The organism is Leucobacter chromiireducens, assembly GCF_051993095.1.
Lineage (GTDB): Bacteria > Actinomycetota > Actinomycetes > Actinomycetales > Microbacteriaceae > Leucobacter > Leucobacter chromiireducens.
In genome coordinates this window covers 2,401,739-2,417,694 of the sequence record NZ_CP197024.1, presented here as the reverse complement: position 1 = coordinate 2,417,694, position 15,956 = coordinate 2,401,739, and the positions used below count along the sequence as shown (strand labels likewise).

15 protein-coding genes are annotated in these 15,956 nt (G+C 67.9%); 8 read left to right on the top strand and 7 right to left on the bottom strand.

What is annotated here, in order from left to right:
* Positions 1-232 precede the first annotated feature (232 nt).
* Positions 233-1,579, top strand: a complete 1,347-nt coding sequence (locus ACR81A_RS10850) for a hemolysin family protein (protein WP_440311807.1) — start codon at positions 233-235, stop codon at positions 1,577-1,579.
* A complete protein-coding gene (locus ACR81A_RS10845; RefSeq protein ID WP_440311806.1) occupies positions 1,576-2,628 on the top strand; it encodes a hemolysin family protein in 1,053 nt (350 codons plus the stop codon). The genes ACR81A_RS10850 and ACR81A_RS10845 overlap by 4 nt, the downstream gene beginning before the upstream one ends.
* Before the next feature lie 43 nt (positions 2,629-2,671).
* Here the strand turns inward: ACR81A_RS10845 and ACR81A_RS10840 are convergent, their stop codons facing one another.
* From ACR81A_RS10840 to ACR81A_RS10820, 5 genes are all read right to left on the bottom strand, one after another.
* Positions 2,672-3,256 (bottom strand): hypothetical protein, encoded by a 585-nt coding sequence (locus tag ACR81A_RS10840; protein WP_202381095.1) that lies wholly within the window; start codon positions 3,254-3,256, stop codon positions 2,672-2,674.
* Positions 3,257-3,343: 87 nt separating this feature from the next.
* Complete coding sequence (locus ACR81A_RS10835; protein ID WP_440311805.1) at positions 3,344-4,558, bottom strand: ABC transporter permease; 1,215 nt, start codon at positions 4,556-4,558, stop codon at positions 3,344-3,346.
* Entirely contained in the window at positions 4,555-5,412 is an 858-nt protein-coding gene (locus ACR81A_RS10830) for an ATP-binding cassette domain-containing protein (RefSeq protein ID WP_202381097.1), read from the bottom strand. Before ACR81A_RS10830 ends, ACR81A_RS10835 begins: the two co-directional genes overlap by 4 nt.
* A complete protein-coding gene (locus ACR81A_RS10825) occupies positions 5,409-6,953 on the bottom strand; it encodes a hypothetical protein (RefSeq protein WP_440311804.1) in 1,545 nt (514 codons plus the stop codon). The genes ACR81A_RS10830 and ACR81A_RS10825 overlap by 4 nt, the downstream gene beginning before the upstream one ends.
* 5 nt (positions 6,954-6,958) lie before the next feature.
* Positions 6,959-7,984: a hypothetical protein gene (locus ACR81A_RS10820; RefSeq protein WP_440311803.1), complete on the bottom strand. Its 1,026-nt coding sequence runs from the start codon at positions 7,982-7,984 to the stop codon at positions 6,959-6,961.
* Positions 7,985-8,244: 260 nt separating this feature from the next.
* Between ACR81A_RS10820 and ACR81A_RS10815 the strand changes: the two genes are divergently transcribed.
* The 3 genes from ACR81A_RS10815 to ACR81A_RS10805 are packed head-to-tail and all read left to right on the top strand — an operon-like array spanning position 8,245 to position 10,534.
* On the top strand, positions 8,245-9,570 hold the full coding sequence (locus ACR81A_RS10815; RefSeq protein WP_440311802.1) for a sensor histidine kinase: 1,326 nt from the start codon (positions 8,245-8,247) through the stop codon (positions 9,568-9,570).
* Positions 9,567-9,860 carry a hypothetical protein gene (locus tag ACR81A_RS10810; protein ID WP_440311801.1) on the top strand — a complete coding sequence of 98 codons (294 nt, stop codon included), beginning with the start codon at positions 9,567-9,569 and terminating at the stop codon, positions 9,858-9,860. Before ACR81A_RS10815 ends, ACR81A_RS10810 begins: the two co-directional genes overlap by 4 nt.
* Positions 9,857-10,534, top strand: coding sequence for a response regulator (locus ACR81A_RS10805; protein WP_440311800.1), 678 nt, complete (start codon positions 9,857-9,859; stop codon positions 10,532-10,534). The genes ACR81A_RS10810 and ACR81A_RS10805 overlap by 4 nt, the downstream gene beginning before the upstream one ends.
* A gap of 24 nt (positions 10,535-10,558) precedes the next feature.
* On the opposite strand, the gene metX is transcribed toward ACR81A_RS10805, so the two are convergent.
* Together metX and ACR81A_RS10795 are read right to left on the bottom strand one after the other, a co-directional pair.
* Entirely contained in the window at positions 10,559-11,773 is a 1,215-nt protein-coding gene (metX, locus tag ACR81A_RS10800; RefSeq protein ID WP_202381102.1) for a homoserine O-acetyltransferase MetX, read from the bottom strand.
* A gap of 126 nt (positions 11,774-11,899) precedes the next feature.
* Complete coding sequence (locus tag ACR81A_RS10795; RefSeq protein ID WP_202381103.1) at positions 11,900-13,222, bottom strand: bifunctional o-acetylhomoserine/o-acetylserine sulfhydrylase; 1,323 nt, start codon at positions 13,220-13,222, stop codon at positions 11,900-11,902.
* Positions 13,223-13,480: 258 nt separating this feature from the next.
* On the opposite strand from ACR81A_RS10795, the gene ACR81A_RS10790 reads away from it, so the two are divergent.
* The 3 genes from ACR81A_RS10790 (at position 13,481) to ACR81A_RS10780 (ending at position 15,790) form a co-directional block, all read left to right on the top strand.
* Entirely contained in the window at positions 13,481-14,251 is a 771-nt protein-coding gene (locus ACR81A_RS10790; protein ID WP_440311799.1) for an SDR family oxidoreductase, read from the top strand.
* Between the two features lie 9 nt (positions 14,252-14,260).
* Positions 14,261-15,022, top strand: coding sequence for a uracil-DNA glycosylase (locus tag ACR81A_RS10785; RefSeq protein ID WP_440311798.1), 762 nt, complete (start codon positions 14,261-14,263; stop codon positions 15,020-15,022).
* A gap of 183 nt (positions 15,023-15,205) precedes the next feature.
* Positions 15,206-15,790, top strand: a complete 585-nt coding sequence (locus ACR81A_RS10780; protein ID WP_202381106.1) for a 50S ribosomal protein L25/general stress protein Ctc — start codon at positions 15,206-15,208, stop codon at positions 15,788-15,790.
* Positions 15,791-15,956 lie beyond the last annotated feature (166 nt).

The window sequence follows — 15,956 nt, the reverse complement described above, 5'->3', positions numbered from 1 at the left end:
TCGGTCGTGCCATTTGTGTGGCAAGTTTCCTGGATCGGGGTGCAGCACCGTAGCCGTACCACACACCAGCCTACGCCTTTCCCGGGGAACTTTCGGCAACACTCCCTCGCACGTTTCCCAGTGGGTGCTGATAAAATCGTCTGACCATGGATGCTGATTCTCGAAGACCCTCCGACCCTCCGAGTAGTTGCCGCGCGCTGGCGCGGCAACCTGAACGTCTGGGGAGTCGCAGGTGAACGACTGGCTCCTTCTGCTGATCGGCCTCATTCTGACTGTCGGCACCGGCATTTTTGTCGCCGCCGAGTTTTCCCTGGTCGCTCTTGATCGACAGGATCTCGAGCGTCGCCGAGAGAGCGGCGAGCGTGGCCTCGACCGTGTCATTCGCGGGCTCTCGATCACCTCGACGCACCTCTCCAGTGCGCAGCTCGGCATCACGCTCACCACGCTGCTTGCCGGCTACACGCTCGAACCCTCGATCAGTAGCTTCTTGAACGGTCCGCTCGGCGCGCTCGGCGTGCCCGAAGAGTTGCGTCGCGCGATCAGTGCCCCGGTGGCCATCGCGCTTGCGACGGTGTTCTCGATGATCGTGGGTGAGCTTGTGCCCAAGAACTTTGCGCTGGCTCGCCCCCTCGCGACCGCGAAGCTCGTGATGCCCGCGCAGGCGGCGTTCACGGCCACCTTCAAACCCGCAGTTCTGGTGCTGAACGGCAGCGCGAACGGCATGCTCCGCGCCATCGGCATCGAGCCGAAGGAAGAACTGTCCGGTGCGCGCTCGGCCGAGGAGCTGTCCTCGCTCGTGCGGCACTCCGCGAGCGCCGGCCTGCTGGAGGCCGACACCGCGACCCTGCTCGACCGCACGCTCCGTTTCTCCGAGCTGACCGCCGCCGACGTGATGACGCCGCGTCTGAAGATCGAGAGCGTGCAGCGGCTCGAGCCGGCCCAGGCTGTGCTCGAGCTCTCCGGCCGGTCGGGGTACTCGCGATTCCCGGTGATCGATGAAGACCGGGATGACATCGTGGGCGTGGTGCACGTGAAGCACGCGGTCGCCGTGCCGCGCGCAAAGCGCGGCGAGGTGCCGGTTGCGGCGCTCGTTGAAGACGTGGTGCGCGTGCCCGACACGATGCGGCTCGACCAGCTGCTCGGCGCGCTCCGCTCGAGCGGCTTCCAGCTGGCCATCGTTGTGGACGAGTACGGCGGCACCGCCGGCATCGTGACGCTCGAGGACCTCGTCGAGGAGATCGTCGGCGAAGTCGCGGATGAGCATGACCGTGCGGCGGCTGGCGTCGTTGGCACGGCCGAGGAGATGACGTTCCCCGCAGACCTGCGCCCCGACGAGGTGCGCGAGCAGACGGGGGTGGAGATCCCCGAGGACGATGACTACGACACGGTTGCGGGCTTTGTGCTTCGCGAGCTTGGCCGAATCCCCGAGGTGGGGGAGACCGTCGAGCTGGCCTACGGCGGCACCCTGCGCGTTGAGCGCATGGACGGGCGCCGGATCGCGCGACTGCGCTACACCGGTGCGCCGATTCCGGCGGACGCCGAAGAGCACGCCGAGCCCGAGAACGGAGGCGAACGATGAGCGACTGGATGGGAATCGTCTGGCTCGTGATCTTGCTGATCGCGAACGCCTTCTTTGTCGGTGCGGAGTTTGCGGTGATCTCCGCGCGGCGCTCGCAGATCGAACCGCGCGCCGAGGCCGGATCAAAGCGCGCGAAGACCGCACTGTACGCGATGGAACACGCGACGCTTATGCTGGCCACGAGTCAGCTCGGCATCACGGTGTGTTCGCTGCTCATCCTGAACGTCTCGGAACCCGCGATCCACCACCTGCTCGAGGGGCCGCTGTCGTGGACGGGGCTGTCGGCAGAGGTGGTCAGCATCACCGCGTTCGTGCTGACGCTGCTCATCGTCACCTACCTGCACGTCGTGTTCGGCGAGATGATCCCGAAGAACGCTGCGTTCTCGATTCCGGATCAGGCCGTGCTGCTGCTCGCGCCGCCGCTGGTCGCGGTGTCGCGGGTGTTCAAGCACGTCATCGCCGCACTCAATGCGATCGCGAACGGCGTGCTGCGCCTCTTCAAGGTGGAGCCGAAATCGGAAACGAACAGCACCTTCACGCTCGAGGAAGTCGCGAGTATCGTGAATCACTCCACGCGCGAGGGCGTGTTGGAGGACCGCAGCGGCGCACTGACCGCGGCGTTCGAGTTCACGACGAAGCGTGCGGTCGACCTCCTCGTCCCTGAGGAACGACTCATCGTGCTGCCGTGGGGCGCAACCCCGGAGGACGTCGACGCGGCAGTGGCGAAGCACGGCTTCTCCCGCTACCCGATCGCCGGTGAGAACGGCGGTCTCGCGGGCTACGTGCACATCAAGGACCTGGTGCGGCTGGGGGAGGAACGGATCACCGAGCCGATCCCCGCGAAGCGCATCCGCGAGATGGTCTCGCTGCACGCAGAGACTGAGCTGGAGGATGTGCTCGCGCGCATGCAGGCGCGGGGCATCCACCTCGCGCGCATCCACGATGCGGCCGGGACTGAGCTCGGCGTTGTCTTCTTGGAGGACGTCATTGAGGAGCTCGTCGGCGAGGTGCACGACGCGACGCGTCGACAGCGCCACATCGAACACTAGAACGTATCGGGGTGATCGCGGGTTCCGCGGTTACCCCGGCACGCTAGCGCGCAGTGAGTACCACGTGCGCAGCGACCTCGTCGATGCTCGGGTCTTCGCCCGCGTAGAAGGGGTTGTCGGGGACCGCGAGGTTGAGGTCGAACTCCACCGAGTCGGAGCCCAACACGGTGGGGGTGAGCTTCAGGCGGATCCCGGGTCGCTCGGCGCCGCCCACCGACAGCGTGCCGACGGCCGTGACCGTGCCGTCGGGACTGCCCTCGGGGCGAAGCACCGTCGGCTCGGTGAGGACAAAAGTGGCCTCGGGGAAACCAGCGAGCGCGAGGCCGAACTGTGCCTGGGTGATCACACCGTCGGTGAGCACCAGGAAACCGTGCGATTCGAGTTCGCCATCAACAGTGCCGCCGAGGGGAAGCGCGATCGGCTCAGTGAGCGTGGTCTCAGCGATTTCGTACTGGCGTTCGGCGGGTCGGGCCAGAAAGCCTGACTCCGCGGACGCACGCAGTTCGGTGGCCTGCGGCGCTGCTGCCTTTGGTGCGGGAGCGCAACCGGTGAGGCAGAGCGGGATCGATGCGGTCACCGCAGCGGCAAAGCCCAGCGTGCGTACCGAACGATTGACGGTCGAAGCCACCACCACCTCCTGCGCTCTGTCCGGGACAACCGGTGGAGAGCTTACGCGGGGAAGGTGGGAGCGCGCCGATAGCCGGGTGTGAAGCGATCAGGAGTCGCGCAGCGCGTCGACCGGTTCCACCCTGGCGGCCTTGATAGCCGGGTACCCGCCCGCGAGGAGACCCACGAGCGCGCCGACGACTACGCCGACGGGCGCGGCCCAGAGCGCGAGCACCGGTGTCCAGTTCTGCACGAGGCAGACCGCGATGAGTGCAAAGAGCCCTACCACCACACCGATGAGCCCGCCCAGGATGCCGATCGTCACCGACTCAAGCATGAACTGCTGCGCAATGTCACGGGTGCGAGCGCCCAGCGCGCGGCGCAGGCCGATCTCGCCGCGGCGCTCGGAGACCGAGAGCAGGGTGACGTTGGCGATACCAATGCCGCCGCCGATGAGCGCGACGATGCCGATTGCGAGGAACAGCACATTGATGTCTGACTCGACGTTGGCCTGCAGCGAGCTGGTGTTTGTGGGCGCGCCCACCTTGAACGCGTCGGGGGAGTTCGGATTGAGCGCGATGGGAGCCTGCTTGGCCACCACGGACCCCGCGCCGACATCGATGCGGATGTCGAGGTTCTGCGCCGTGCCGAGCCCCAGCTCTGAGCGTGCGGTCTCGAGCGGCACGATGACGGAGTCGAGGAGTGTGTCGCGCGTGCCGACCTTCCCGAGGATCCCGATCACGGTGTAGGCCCTGCCGTCGACGAACACGGCCGGCTGGCCGGTGATACGGTTCACGCCGAGCCGCTTCGCCGCTTCGGCGCCGAGCACCGCGACGCGGTCGTGGCGTGCATCGTGACCTGCGTCAAAGAAGCGCCCCGCCCGGATCTTGCCCTGCACCACGTCGAGCAGCTCGGGGGAGGCCCCGAGCACGGGCGGCGACGCCTTCTGCGATTCGGAAGGATCGGTGATCTGCACTGCCTCAACCTCGAGCGAGGTGGGCAGCTTCCCGATGAGTGCGGCGCTCTCCACGCCCGCAAGCGGCGTGACCCGATCGACGGAGTCCCAGGGCAGCTTTGCGGTGGCGCGCTCCTTTCCGCCTGCGGCCTTGGTCGACCCGGGTTCAACCGTGACGCGCGTCGCGGCGAGCGCGTCGAACTGCTGCGAGATCTGACCCGCTGCGGTCTGCGCAAAACCGATGGTCGCGACGAGCGAGGCGATGCCGAGCACGGTGCCGATGAGCGTGATGACGAGCCGCGAGGGGCGTGAACCGATGCCCTCGAACGCCTCGTGGATCAGCGCGCGGAATGAGATGCGGCCGCTCATGACAGCTCCTGAAGTTCGCCGTCGCTGATGCGGACCCGGCGACGGGCCGCGTCAGCCACCTTGGCGTCGTGGGTGATCATGACGATGGTGAGGCCGTCGGCGCCGAGCTCGTCGAAGAGCCGCATGATGGACGCGGAGTTCTCACGATCGAGGTTGCCCGTCGGCTCATCGGCGAGGAGGAGTCGCGGAGAGGTGCATACGGCGCGGGCGATGGCCACGCGCTGACGCTCGCCGCCCGAGAGCGTGTTCGGCGAGAAGTCGACGCGGTGGCTGAGACCCACGCGCTCGAGCGCAGTGCGGGCAAGCGGTTCGCGCTCCTCTCGGGTGAGGCCTGCGTAGGTGCCGGCAAGCATGACGTTCTCGAGCACGGTCCGTGTGGGCATGAGGTGAAACGACTGGAAGACGAACCCGACTGCCCGGCCGCGGAGTGCGGATCGCTGGTCGTCGCTCAGCTCGGAGACGTCGATCCCCTCGAAGAGAAAGCGGCCGGTGCTTGGGCGGTCGAGCAGGCCGAGCGTGTTCAGCATGGTCGACTTTCCCGAGCCAGATGGGCCGACAATCGCGAGGTAGTCTCCTCGCTCCACGGTGAGGTTCACGCCGCGCAGCGCGTTCACCGGCGGCGGGCCAGGGAAGAACCGCGTGACGTCCTCCAGCTGGACGATCGGGCCGGCGAAGTCAGGGTTGCCCGCTGCGAGCGCGCCACCGTCGCTCTGCGCCTCGCGCGCGTTCGCGCGGGCGCGCTTGCGTGCGCGGCGCACCACATCGCGGTCTCGCTCAGGCTTCGCGGACTCGTCCGGCGTGGGCTCCGCGCCAGCCGGCTCCGACTCGGCGAAGAGCGCCTCGACCGAGCTCATCGACCAACCACGACGCGGGCACCCGCGGTGATCCGCGAGTCATCGGAGGTGATCTCAACGTAGCCGTCAGCCGCAAGGCCGGTCTTGACCTTGACGATCTCAGTCTTCGCGTCAGCGCCCTGGTCTTCCGAGACGAGTAGCTCGACGCGATCCTCGCCGCTCGAACCTGCGGACAGCGCCGCGATGGGTACCGCGAGCACCTCGCCGTCGGTTGCCGCGACGGGCACCCGAACGCGCACGTTGGTGCCGCGGAGCGCGTCGATCTGCTCGGGCTTCAGGTCCACGGGCGTGAGACGTACCGTGTAGCGGCTCGAGTCGCCGCCGCCCGCGGAGCCACCGCTGCCACCGGCGTTGCCACCCTCGCCGCCGGACTCCCCTTCGCCCGCGGCCTTCTTGCTCTTCGGCGCGACGATCTGGGCCACCTTCGCGGTGAGATCGGTTCCGTCGGGCCCCGGATACGTCGCGATGAGGCCCTCGCTCAGCAGCTCAGCGTCCTGCTTGGAGATGCTGCCCTCAATGGTGAGGGTGGCGCCCGACACCGTCATCGGCGAACCGGAGAGGATGTCGCCGCGCGCAACCGACACCTCGTCCACGCGGCGGGGGAGCCCGCCGAGGAACAGTGCCTCGCTCGAGGGAAGCGTGGGCAGCACGCCCTGCTGCGCGGTCGCGAGCGCGTCCTGCGCGTCGACGAGCGCATCGTTTGCCGAGGTCACGGCGGCCTGCTCAGAGAGGAGATTCTTCGCGCCGCCCGACGTCGCCTCCTGAAGTGCGGCCTGCGCCTGCGCGAGCTGCACGCCCGCGTCTCGTGCCGCGCGTTCGGCGGTCTGGAGCGTTTCCTGCGCCTGGCTTCCGCCCGCTGGTGCCGAGTACCCGATCTGCTCGTAGAGCGCGCCGAGCGCGGTTGCCGTGTCGTACTCGAACACGTCGGAAGCGGTGTCGCCCGCCCAGAAACCCATCCCGTCGAGTGCTTGCTTCAGCTGCGTCACATCCGGGCCGCGCATCCCGATGCTCAGCGTGCGGTAGGCGGGGAGTGCGCCGGGGAGCACGATGACTGGTCGCCCGGCCACCTCAAGCGCGATGTTCGCCGCGTTGAGCACCGTGCCGACCTCGGGCACGTGGCCCGTGACAACAGGGCGGTCTTCCGAGCCCGCGGCGTCGAGCGTGACGCTCACGGCGTCCGCGTACGTTACCTCGCCGCGGGTCACCACGGTGTTCTCGAGCTCGCGCTCCTCGATGGGTGCTGTGACCGGTCCAGCCTTCGGCGGCGCAGTGCGTGCGGCGAGCTCCGCGGGGGAGACGATGAACTGCATCACGGCAACGCCGATCAGCAGCGAGACGACCGCGACCGCGGCGATGAGCCCGACGAGCCGGGTTCCCGACCAGTTCCCCCGCAGCCCGCGACGCGCACGCCCCGGTGCGGCGTCTGCGCCGTCGCTCGACGGCTCGTCAGCCTCGGTGAGGTCGGCCGAGGTGACCGTCGAATCGGCAGGCTGCTGCGCCGCCCGGGCACGCTTGCGCTTCGGGCGCTGGGGGAACTTCACCGGAGTTAGTCCTTCTTCTTCGTGCTGTACTTCGAGGTCAGCGCCTCGAGCTCGGACTTGTGCTCGTCAACAAACTTCTGCTGCGCGTCGAACATGATCTTCTGCTCGGTCTTTTCGAAGTCGACCTTCTTCTTGCAGCTGAAGTCTGCGGTGGCCATCTCGATCTCGCGCTTCTGGAACTCGTCCTTCTGCTTCTTGCTCGGCTCCTTGTACTCCTCGTCCGTGGACTCACCCAGGCTGTAGTACTCCTCGTTCATGGAGTTCTGAGCGGTCATGGGGGACGTGAGATCAGGGTAGCCCGCCTCAGCCATGCAGTCTGACCACTTCGTGTTGAGCTTTTCGATCTCCGGGGCGGGGTTCTCCTCGTCCCACATGCCGCTGTACATCTCGTTCATCGCGGCGAAGAGATCAGCGAACTCAGGGTCCTCGTAGGCCCCGGCCATGTCGCCGTTCACCTCGTGCTGCGCGGCGCCGTAGCAGCCCTCTTGCGTCCAGTCGCTCTGGTAGCTGCCGCTCTCTTCCATCTCGGCCATCTGCTCTTCGGTGGGGCCGGTGCCGTGGAGGGTCTCGTAGAAGGCCTGCTGCTCGGAGTCGCTGAGCGACTCAACGTACTTCTGGTTCGGATCAACCTGCTCCTCGCCGGGCTCTTCAGTCTGGTCGTTCATGCCCGGCCAGTTGACGATGCCGTAACCGTACTCCTTGACGAACTCTTCGCTGCCCCAGACGGGGCCGTCCTGCTCGTCTTCCGAGGAGATCACCACGCCGCCTGACTGAGTGTTGGGCTTGTACTCGAAGCCCTCCTTCGTCATGCACTCGGCGACGAGCTCTTCGATCTTCAGCTGATCCTTGTCGAGCTTCTCCTGCGTGTACTCCTCGCCGTCCCAGAGCACGGAGAGGTACTTGTCGAGCGGCCCCTCCTCAACCTCGGCGTTCGACCCGCCCTTCGCGGAGCTGCAGCCGCTGAGCGCGAGCGCAGCGATCGCCAGATACGCGGGAAGCCAAATGCGTGCGGAACGTGTGCGTGAAGACATGCCACCTCGATTGTGAGTAGTTCGTTGCAGAGTCCCCGCAACACATGAGTAGTTCGTCAAGCTAGCACAGCGACGGCGGCGCGAGCGTCGTTTTCCACAAGGTCGGTACCCGGGTACTACGGTCGAATGTGAAAACTACGCACGCCTGTGTGCTCTGCGAGCTCTCCGCGCAGACTATGCGCACACAACCGTGCGCCACATCCCTCAGCTGAGGGGTCTGCGCTGGGCGCTTATACTGGGGCGCATGCACACTCCGCAGTTTGGCGCCGCTTCCGCGCCTCGCTCTCGCTCGTGCCGCGCGCATGTCCAGCTCGGCTGAGACCCGCACGCCCGCCTGGTCGCTCCCCGCATGGGTTGAGCGTTCGCCAGTCCGGGCGAAGATTGCGCGCTGGGCACTCGGCACGCGCTTCGTCGATCCGCCCATTCGCGGCTTCGCGTTGCTCCTCGGCCTGTCCGGGCTGCTTCCCTCTGCTGCGGAGAGTTCGGAACCGCTCTACCTCCTGTTTCACTACGCATCGGGCCTGCTCGTCATCGCGAGTGCGTTTATCCCGCTCGCGAGCGGCACGGTTGCCGCCGCGCTCTTCGTGGTGTTCCTCTTCGTCTTCCCCGAATACCTCAACCCGTTCTATACGGCGCTCGAGTTCGCTTCGGGGCTGCTGCTCGTGCGGTTTGCGTGGCGCTGGTCGCTCGTGATGCTCGGTGCGCTCGTGGGAGCTGGCTGGCTGGCTCGCACACTCACTCCGGAGAGCGCGATGCCGCTCGGGATGCAGCTCTACTCGTGGGCGTACATCGCGCTGCTCGGTGCTGCGGCGTACCTGGTCGAGGCCCGCATCCGCCGCGAGATCGCGCAACGTGAGCAGAACGCACGTGATCACGAGCGGGAACTCCAACGGATGCGCTTGGGCGTCGCGACGGACGTGCACGACACGGTGTCGCACGGTCTCGCCACTCAGCTCGCCATCGTGCGCTTGCTCTCGGTTGAGCAGGACCGCGATGAGTCCGCGCGCATGTTGGGCGAACTCGCGGTGCGCACGGAGAGTGCGCAGGACGAGCTCCGCGCACTGCTTACCGGGCTGCACGGGGGAAACAGCGCTGGCGCGCCTGCGGTGCCGGTGGGGGCCGCCGAGCTGAGAAGCGCCGTGGCGCGGCTCAGTGAGGCCGCTGCGGCGGGCGGATCCCGCATCGTCACCACATATGGTGAGCTCCCCGAGGCGCTTCGCGCAGACACGCTCGATGACGCAGTGTTTGTGCTCCGCGAATTGGTCACCAACATCATCAAGCACGCCTCTGGCGAGGGGGAGCGTGCGCTTCGCGTGCGCACGCTCACTGATGCCCGGGGCACGTGGCTGCTGCTTGCGTCGGAGAATCCGGTGGCGAGCCCCGTCACCCAGGTGCCCTGGAGCCTCTCGGCTCGCGTCACCCAGCGCGGTGGCGTGTGCGAGGCAGAGACCGTGCAGGATCGCTACGGTGTGCGCGTGCTCCTGCCGCTCAGCGGTGCGCAGATTTCCACACACGGTTTGGCTTCGGAATCGTCCCCCGATCGGGGGATGCTGGATTCTGGGAAGGTCGATGAAATGAGGGTGTGAAAGCCCTCTTTGCTACTCTTGCCGCCACTGTCCTGCTGCTGCTCGGAGCGGTCGCTCAGCCCGCCTCAGCGACCGCGAACACGGAGGCGGTGACGATGGTCTCGGCCGAGGTGCTCGGCGCGACCGGCGTGGGTGCCGACGAGGCAAGCGACGGCGGCATCAATCTCACGGGAGACGAGATCATTCCTGGTGATCCGTATGCTGGCCAGGAAGATGCGCGCGCCACGCTTGCCGAGTGCAAGTTCTGGTTCATCCACAACAAGCCCCTGTACCGAAAGTACTGCCTGTGAGTTTCCCCGCCCCCGCTGCTGCACCCGCTCCGCTTCGCGTGCTCGTCGTCGACGATGATCCGTGGACCACGCGCGCGGTTGTACACGCACTCGCGGGGGATCCGGGCCTCAGCCCGCTCGTCCCCGTACACAGCGGAGAGGCGGCGGTTGCGGCCTACGAAGAGCACCGGCCGGATGTGGTGCTCATGGACCTCAGCATGCCCCCCGGAATGAGCGGGGTCGAGGCGACCGCGCTCATCCGGCGGGTGAAGCCCGACGCGTGCGTCGTGGTGCTCACGACCGTGTCGCCCGGGCCCGGGGTGGCGCGTGCGCTCGAGGCCGGAGCGATCTGCGCGCTGCAGAAGACCGCGCCGCCGGACACGCTGTGCGCTGCCGTGAGGCTTGCGGCTGAGGGCGGGGCGCCCACCATGCTGAAGCGACTCGCGAGCGACATCTCGATCGCGGGGGATACGCTCCCTGACGCGCCGATCGTTGCTCCGGTGCTCACCCCGTCGGAGTACGCAATCCTCTTGCTGGTGTGCGAGGGCCGCAGCTATGAGGAGATCGCCGAGTCGCAGGGCATTACGGTGTGGACCGCGAAGTCGCACGTGAAGCGGCTCCGCGAGAAGCTCGCCGCCGAGAACCTCGCGCAACTCGTGGTGCGCGCGCTTCAGTTCCGCTTTATTGGCGGCTGAGCGCGCGGCACCACGCGAGCCGAGCTAGCGCGCGGCCGTCTCGATCAAGCGAGTGAGCTGAGCGCCCACGCGCTCGAACTCGATGAGAAACGCGTCGTGCCCGAACGGGGAATCGATGCGGGTGGCCTGATCCCCATCGAGACTGCCCGGAGTGTGCCGCGCGATCTCGTCTTGTCCCTCGATCGTGAAGAGCCGATCGCTCGGGATGCCGATGATGAGCGTCGGCAGATCGAGGGTTGAGAGCGCCGCGCGCACACCGCCACGACCGCGCCCGACATCGTGGGAATTCATGGCTTGCACGAGCGTGACGTAGCTGCCTGCGTCGAAGCGGCGCGTGAACTTGTTTCCGTGGAAGTCGAGGTACGACTCCACCGCGAAGCGGCCGCCGCCGCCGAGCGGGCTCACCGCCGACTGCCAGGACCGGCCGAAGCGCTCGTCGAGCTCCGTGTTGCTGCGGTAGTTCAGGAGCGCGAGGCGGCGCGCGGTGGCGAGGCCGTGATGCGGGCCGATCCCATCGGGGGCGTCGTAGTAGTTCCCCTCGCGGAAGCTGGGATCGGAGCGGATCGCCTCGAGCTGCACGAGATTCAGGCCGATCTGATCCGCCGTCGTGACGGGTGGCGCGGCGATGACCGCGAGCCGGTCGACGCGATCACGGTGAGTGATGCCCCACTCCAGCGCGTGCATGCCGCCCATCGAGCCGCCGATGACGGTGTGGAATCGGTCAATGCCGAGCTCGTCGGCGAAGCGGGCGGTTGCTGCGACCTGGTCGCGCACGGTCAGGTACGGGAAGCGGCCGCCCCACTCCTGCCCCTCGGGGGAGAGCGAAGCGGGGCCCGTGCTGCCCTGGCAGCCGCCTAGCACGTTCGGCGCGATGATACAGAACCGATCGGTGTCGAGCGGGCGCCCGGGCCCCACGATCTCGGTCCACCAGCCATCGGTGGGATGCCCCGGCCCGGCCGAGCCGACCAGGTGGCTGTCGCCCGTGAGCGCGTGGAACACGAGGATCGCGTTGTCGCGCGCTTCGTTCAGTTCACCGAAGGTCTCGTAGGCGATCCGCACCGCGGGGAGCTCCCCGCCGAACTCGGTGGCGAAGGCGCCGATCGATACGAACTGCCGCGCCCCGACCGGGTCGCCATCACGCCACGCACCAGAGATCGGGGGGCGACCCATGAGTGCGCGCAGCTGCGCGTCGGTGATGAAGTCGGTGGGAAACGAATCCTCAGGGGTCTGCCAGTCCATAGCTCCTCATTGTGCCCGTCCTGCGGGGCGGGCGGGTGAATATTACGACGCGGGGGTGGGGTGCTGTTGAAAACACCCCACCCCCGCGTGGAAACTGTGCCCTGGTGGGCGCGCGCCGTGCCCGTGTTACGCGCGTGCCGCCGCAACGACCGCGCGTGCGGCAGCGAAGCCCTTCTCCAGGTCCGCCTTGATGTCGTCGATGTGCTCGAGACCCACCGAGAGGCGCACGAGGCCGGGCGTCACACCAGCCGTGAGCTGCTGCTCGGGCGTGAGCTGCGAGTGCGTGGTCGACGCGGGGTGGATGATCAGCGAGCGGACGTCGCCGATGTTCGCGACGTGGCTGAACAGCTCGACGTTCTCGACGACCGCGCGGCCGGCGTCGACCCCGCCCTTCAGCTCGAACGAGAGCACGGCGCCCACGCCCTTCGGCGCGTACTGGTTCGCCGCGGCGTACCAGGGGCTCGTGGGGAGGCCGGAGTAGTAGACCGTTGCGACATCGTCGTGCGAGTCGAGCCACTCGGCGATCGCCTGCGCGTTCTGCACGTGACGCTCAATGCGCAGCGACAGGGTTTCGATGCCCTGGAGCAGCAGCCAGGCGCTCAGCGGCGCGATGGCGGAACCGAGGTCGCGCAGCAGCTGCACGCGGGCCTTGATGATGTACGCGATCGGATCGCCCACCGCGCCCGTGTAGCTGACGCCGTTGTAGGAGGGATCCGGCTCGGTGAGCCCCGGGAACTTGTCCGCGTGCTGCGACCAGGGGAAGGTGCCGCCATCGACGATCACGCCGCCGAGGGTCGTGCCGTGGCCCCCCAGGAACTTGGTTGCCGAGTGCAGCACGATGTCGGCACCGTGCTCGAACGGGCGCACGAGGTACGGGCTTGCGACGGTGTTGTCGACGATCAGGGGGAGGTGGTTCTCGTGCGCCACGTCCGCGACCGCGCGGATGTCCAGCACGTTCGAGCGCGGGTTCGCGATCGACTCGGCGAAGAAGAGCTTCGTGTTCGGGCGCACGGCGCGCTGCCACGCGGCGGGGTCGTCCTGATCCTCAACGAAGGTGACCTCGATGCCGAGCTTGGCAAGCGAGTACTTGAACAGGTTGTACGTGCCGCCGTAGATGGAGCTGGAGGAGACGATGTGGTCGCCGGCGTTGGCGATGTTCAGCACGGCGAACGTCGACGCAGCCTGGCCGCTCGCGAGGAGGAGCGCTCCCGTGCCGCCCTCAAGCGCGGCGATGCGCTGCTCGGCGACTTCCTGGGTCGGGTTCGTGATGCGGGTGTAGATGGGGCCGAGCTCGGCGAGCGCGAAGCGGTTCGCGGCCTGCGCCGAGTCCTCGAACACGAACGCCGTGGTCTGGTGGATCGGCAGTGCGCGCGAACCCGTCGTCGGGTCGGGCTCCTGGCCGGCGTGGATCTGCTTGGTCTCAAAGCCCCAAACGTTCTGATCAGTCATGGTTGCTCCTTGATGCGTGTGCGCCTGGCGGCGGGAAAAGTCTGTGACGGGTGAGGGAGGTGCTGCTGGGAACGAGCGTACGAGGTTCCGCGCACCCGAGGCAACGCGGGGCGACACTGCGCGTAATGAAACCGGCGCGTGCGTGGCCGCTACGCTGGCAGCAACACCGGGCAGTACCGGGCAGTACCGGGGCAGTACCCGGCAGCGGTGCGGTGCGCCGACGCCGGAATGACGTGCAAGGACAGAATGGAGCGTCGCATGACACAGCGAGTAGTGGTGACCGGAGCAAGCTCGGGAATCGGCGCGGCGACGGTGCGGCGGTTCGCCGAGCGGGGCTGGCAGACGGTCGCTGTGGCGCGCCGGGCCGACCGCCTGGCGGCGCTCGCTGCGGAGACGGGTGCGCACCCCATCGTGTGCGACGTGACCGACGAGGCCGCGGTTGCCGCGCTCGCTGCGGAGGTCGCGGCGAGCGGTGGCGCGACGGGCCTCGTCAACAATGCCGGTGGCGCGCTCGGCACCGAGTCCGTCGAAGCGTCGTCGAACGACGACTGGCGACGCATGTTTGAAGTGAACGTGCTCGGACTGCGCTCGGTCACCGCCGCGCTGCTCCCGATTCTCCGGGCGGGGGCCGCCGAGAGCGGCTGGGCTTCCCTCCTGAACGTCACCTCGACCGCCGGACACAGCGTGTACCCGGGCGGTGCGGGCTACAACGCCGCCAAGTTCGCGGCGCACGCGGTCACCGGGGTCCTGCGGTTGGAGCTTGCGGGGGAACCGATTCGCGTGATGGAACTCGCGCCCGGCCTCGTGCACACGGAGGAGTTCACGCTCAACCGCCTGCGTGGCGACGCGGCCGCCGCGGCGAAACCCTATGCTGACGTTCTGCCGCTGCAGGCGAGTGAGGTTGCCGAGGTGCTCGTCGGTGCGTTTGAGCAGCCCCCGCACGTGAACCAGGATTTGATCGTGCTGCGCCCGGTCGCCCAGTCGAGTGTCTTCCACACACACCGCGGCCCGCTCGCGCCGCGGGTCTGAGGGCAGCGCATGGTTTCCACGACACTTTCCGAGCACGGCGACTCCGCGCCCGCGGCTGGCACTCTCGACGGGCTCGTCGCCGCCGGTCGAATCGCGGCCGACTGGGGGAGCGCGCTCGACGCAGAGGCGCCGCAGTTTGACGCCGTCACCGAGTGGCTTGCGGCAGAGCGAGAGGCACATGCGGTGCTGCCGGATCCCGAGCTGGTGTTCGCTGCCTTTGCGCGACCGCTCGCGGATGTTCGTGTGCTGATCGTGGGGCAGGATCCGTACCCCACCCCCGGCCACCCCATTGGACTGTCGTTTGCGACGGACCCGGCTGTGCGCCCGCTGCCGCGCAGCCTGCAGAACATTTCACGCGAGTTGGAGAGCGATGTCGGCGCCACGCCGCTGCCGAATGGCGACCTGCGCGCGTGGGCGGACCAGGGCGTGCTGCTACTCAACCGCGTGCTGACCGTGCGCGCGGGCGAGGCGGGGTCGCACCGCGGCCGAGGGTGGGAAGCCATCACCGAGTGCGCGATCCGCGCGCTGGCCGCGCGCGGGGGCCCGCTCGTCGCGATCCTGTGGGGCAATGATGCGCGAGCGCTCGCCCCGCTGCTCGGCGAGACGCCCGTGATCGAGAGCGCGCACCCGTCGCCGCTGTCCGCGTCACGCGGTTTCTTCGGATCCCGGCCGTTCAGTCGCGCAAACGAGGCACTCGTCGCGCAGGGCGCGCAGCCCATCGACTGGCAGATTGCGGGCGCGGCTCCGGCGCAGCCGACACTCTGGGACTGAGTGGTCGCTGCGCATCGTGTAGACTTGGCAGCTGTACTTCGGCGAGGGGCGCTTCGGCGCCCGTTATCGACGCGGGACGGAACGCCTCTGCGGGCCATCTTGCTGCGTTGCAACGCAAGTGCGAGACACCAGATCTGGCGGCCCGGCCGCCCTGACCGGGCTGCGGCCCGCAAGGAGAACATCATGACGGACACCAACCAGCTCGTCGCTTCCGCTCGCGAGAGCTTCGGCAAGGGCGTCGCCCGCAAGCTCCGCGCTATCGGCCAGACCCCCGCGGTCATCTACGGCCACGGCACCGATCCCGTGCACATCTCGGTTGAGACGCACCCGCTGAGCCTCATCATCCGCCAGGCGAACGCGCTCATCGAGCTCGACATCGAGGGCAAGAAGCAGCTCGTGCTCGTCAAGGACGTGCAGAAGGATCCGGTACGCCAGATCATCGAGCACGTCGACCTCGTGATCGTCAAGAAGGGCGAGACCGTTGAGGTCGAGGTTCCCCTGCACGTGACGGGCGAGCCCTTCAACGGCGCAAACGCGCTGCAGGAGCTCAACACCATCCGCCTGAGCGCTCCCGCAACCTCGATCCCCGAGAACGTGACCGTTGACGTCGAGGGCCTCGAGGACGGCACGCAGATCCTCGCCGGCGCGATCGAGCTCCCCAAGGGCGCATCGCTCCTCGACGCTGCTGACGCACTCGCCGTCAACATCGTGGCACCTCGTGCGGCTTCGGCTGACGAGGCTGAGGGCGAAGAGGCCGCTGCCGAGTAAGCAGCCAAGTCTTTCGGGCCCGTCGGTCCGGCGTTCGCGCCGGGCCGGCGGGCCGTTTGTCTCTCTGCCGAGCGCCCGGGTGGTGTGCGGCCGACGCGGCCAGTGTCAGAGGGGTCTGCGAGGATAGTGTGCGCGGAGGTGCGAGTGTTCTGGCGAAAACTGCAGG

Coding starts and splice junctions, on each gene's coding strand:
- ACR81A_RS10845 (WP_440311806.1), top strand. CDS start 1,576: ATGAGCGACTGGATGGGAATCGTCTGGCTCGTGATCTTGCTGATCGCG.
- ACR81A_RS10835 (WP_440311805.1), bottom strand. CDS start 4,558: ATGAGCGGCCGCATCTCATTCCGCGCGCTGATCCACGAGGCGTTCGAG.
- ACR81A_RS10830 (WP_202381097.1), bottom strand. CDS start 5,412: ATGAGCTCGGTCGAGGCGCTCTTCGCCGAGTCGGAGCCGGCTGGCGCG.
- ACR81A_RS10820 (WP_440311803.1), bottom strand. CDS start 7,984: ATGTCTTCACGCACACGTTCCGCACGCATTTGGCTTCCCGCGTATCTG.
- metX (WP_202381102.1), bottom strand. CDS start 11,773: ATGGACTGGCAGACCCCTGAGGATTCGTTTCCCACCGACTTCATCACC.
- ACR81A_RS10795 (WP_202381103.1), bottom strand. CDS start 13,222: ATGACTGATCAGAACGTTTGGGGCTTTGAGACCAAGCAGATCCACGCC.
- ACR81A_RS10790 (WP_440311799.1), top strand. CDS start 13,481: ATGACACAGCGAGTAGTGGTGACCGGAGCAAGCTCGGGAATCGGCGCG.
- ACR81A_RS10785 (WP_440311798.1), top strand. CDS start 14,261: ATGGTTTCCACGACACTTTCCGAGCACGGCGACTCCGCGCCCGCGGCT.
- ACR81A_RS10780 (WP_202381106.1), top strand. CDS start 15,206: ATGACGGACACCAACCAGCTCGTCGCTTCCGCTCGCGAGAGCTTCGGC.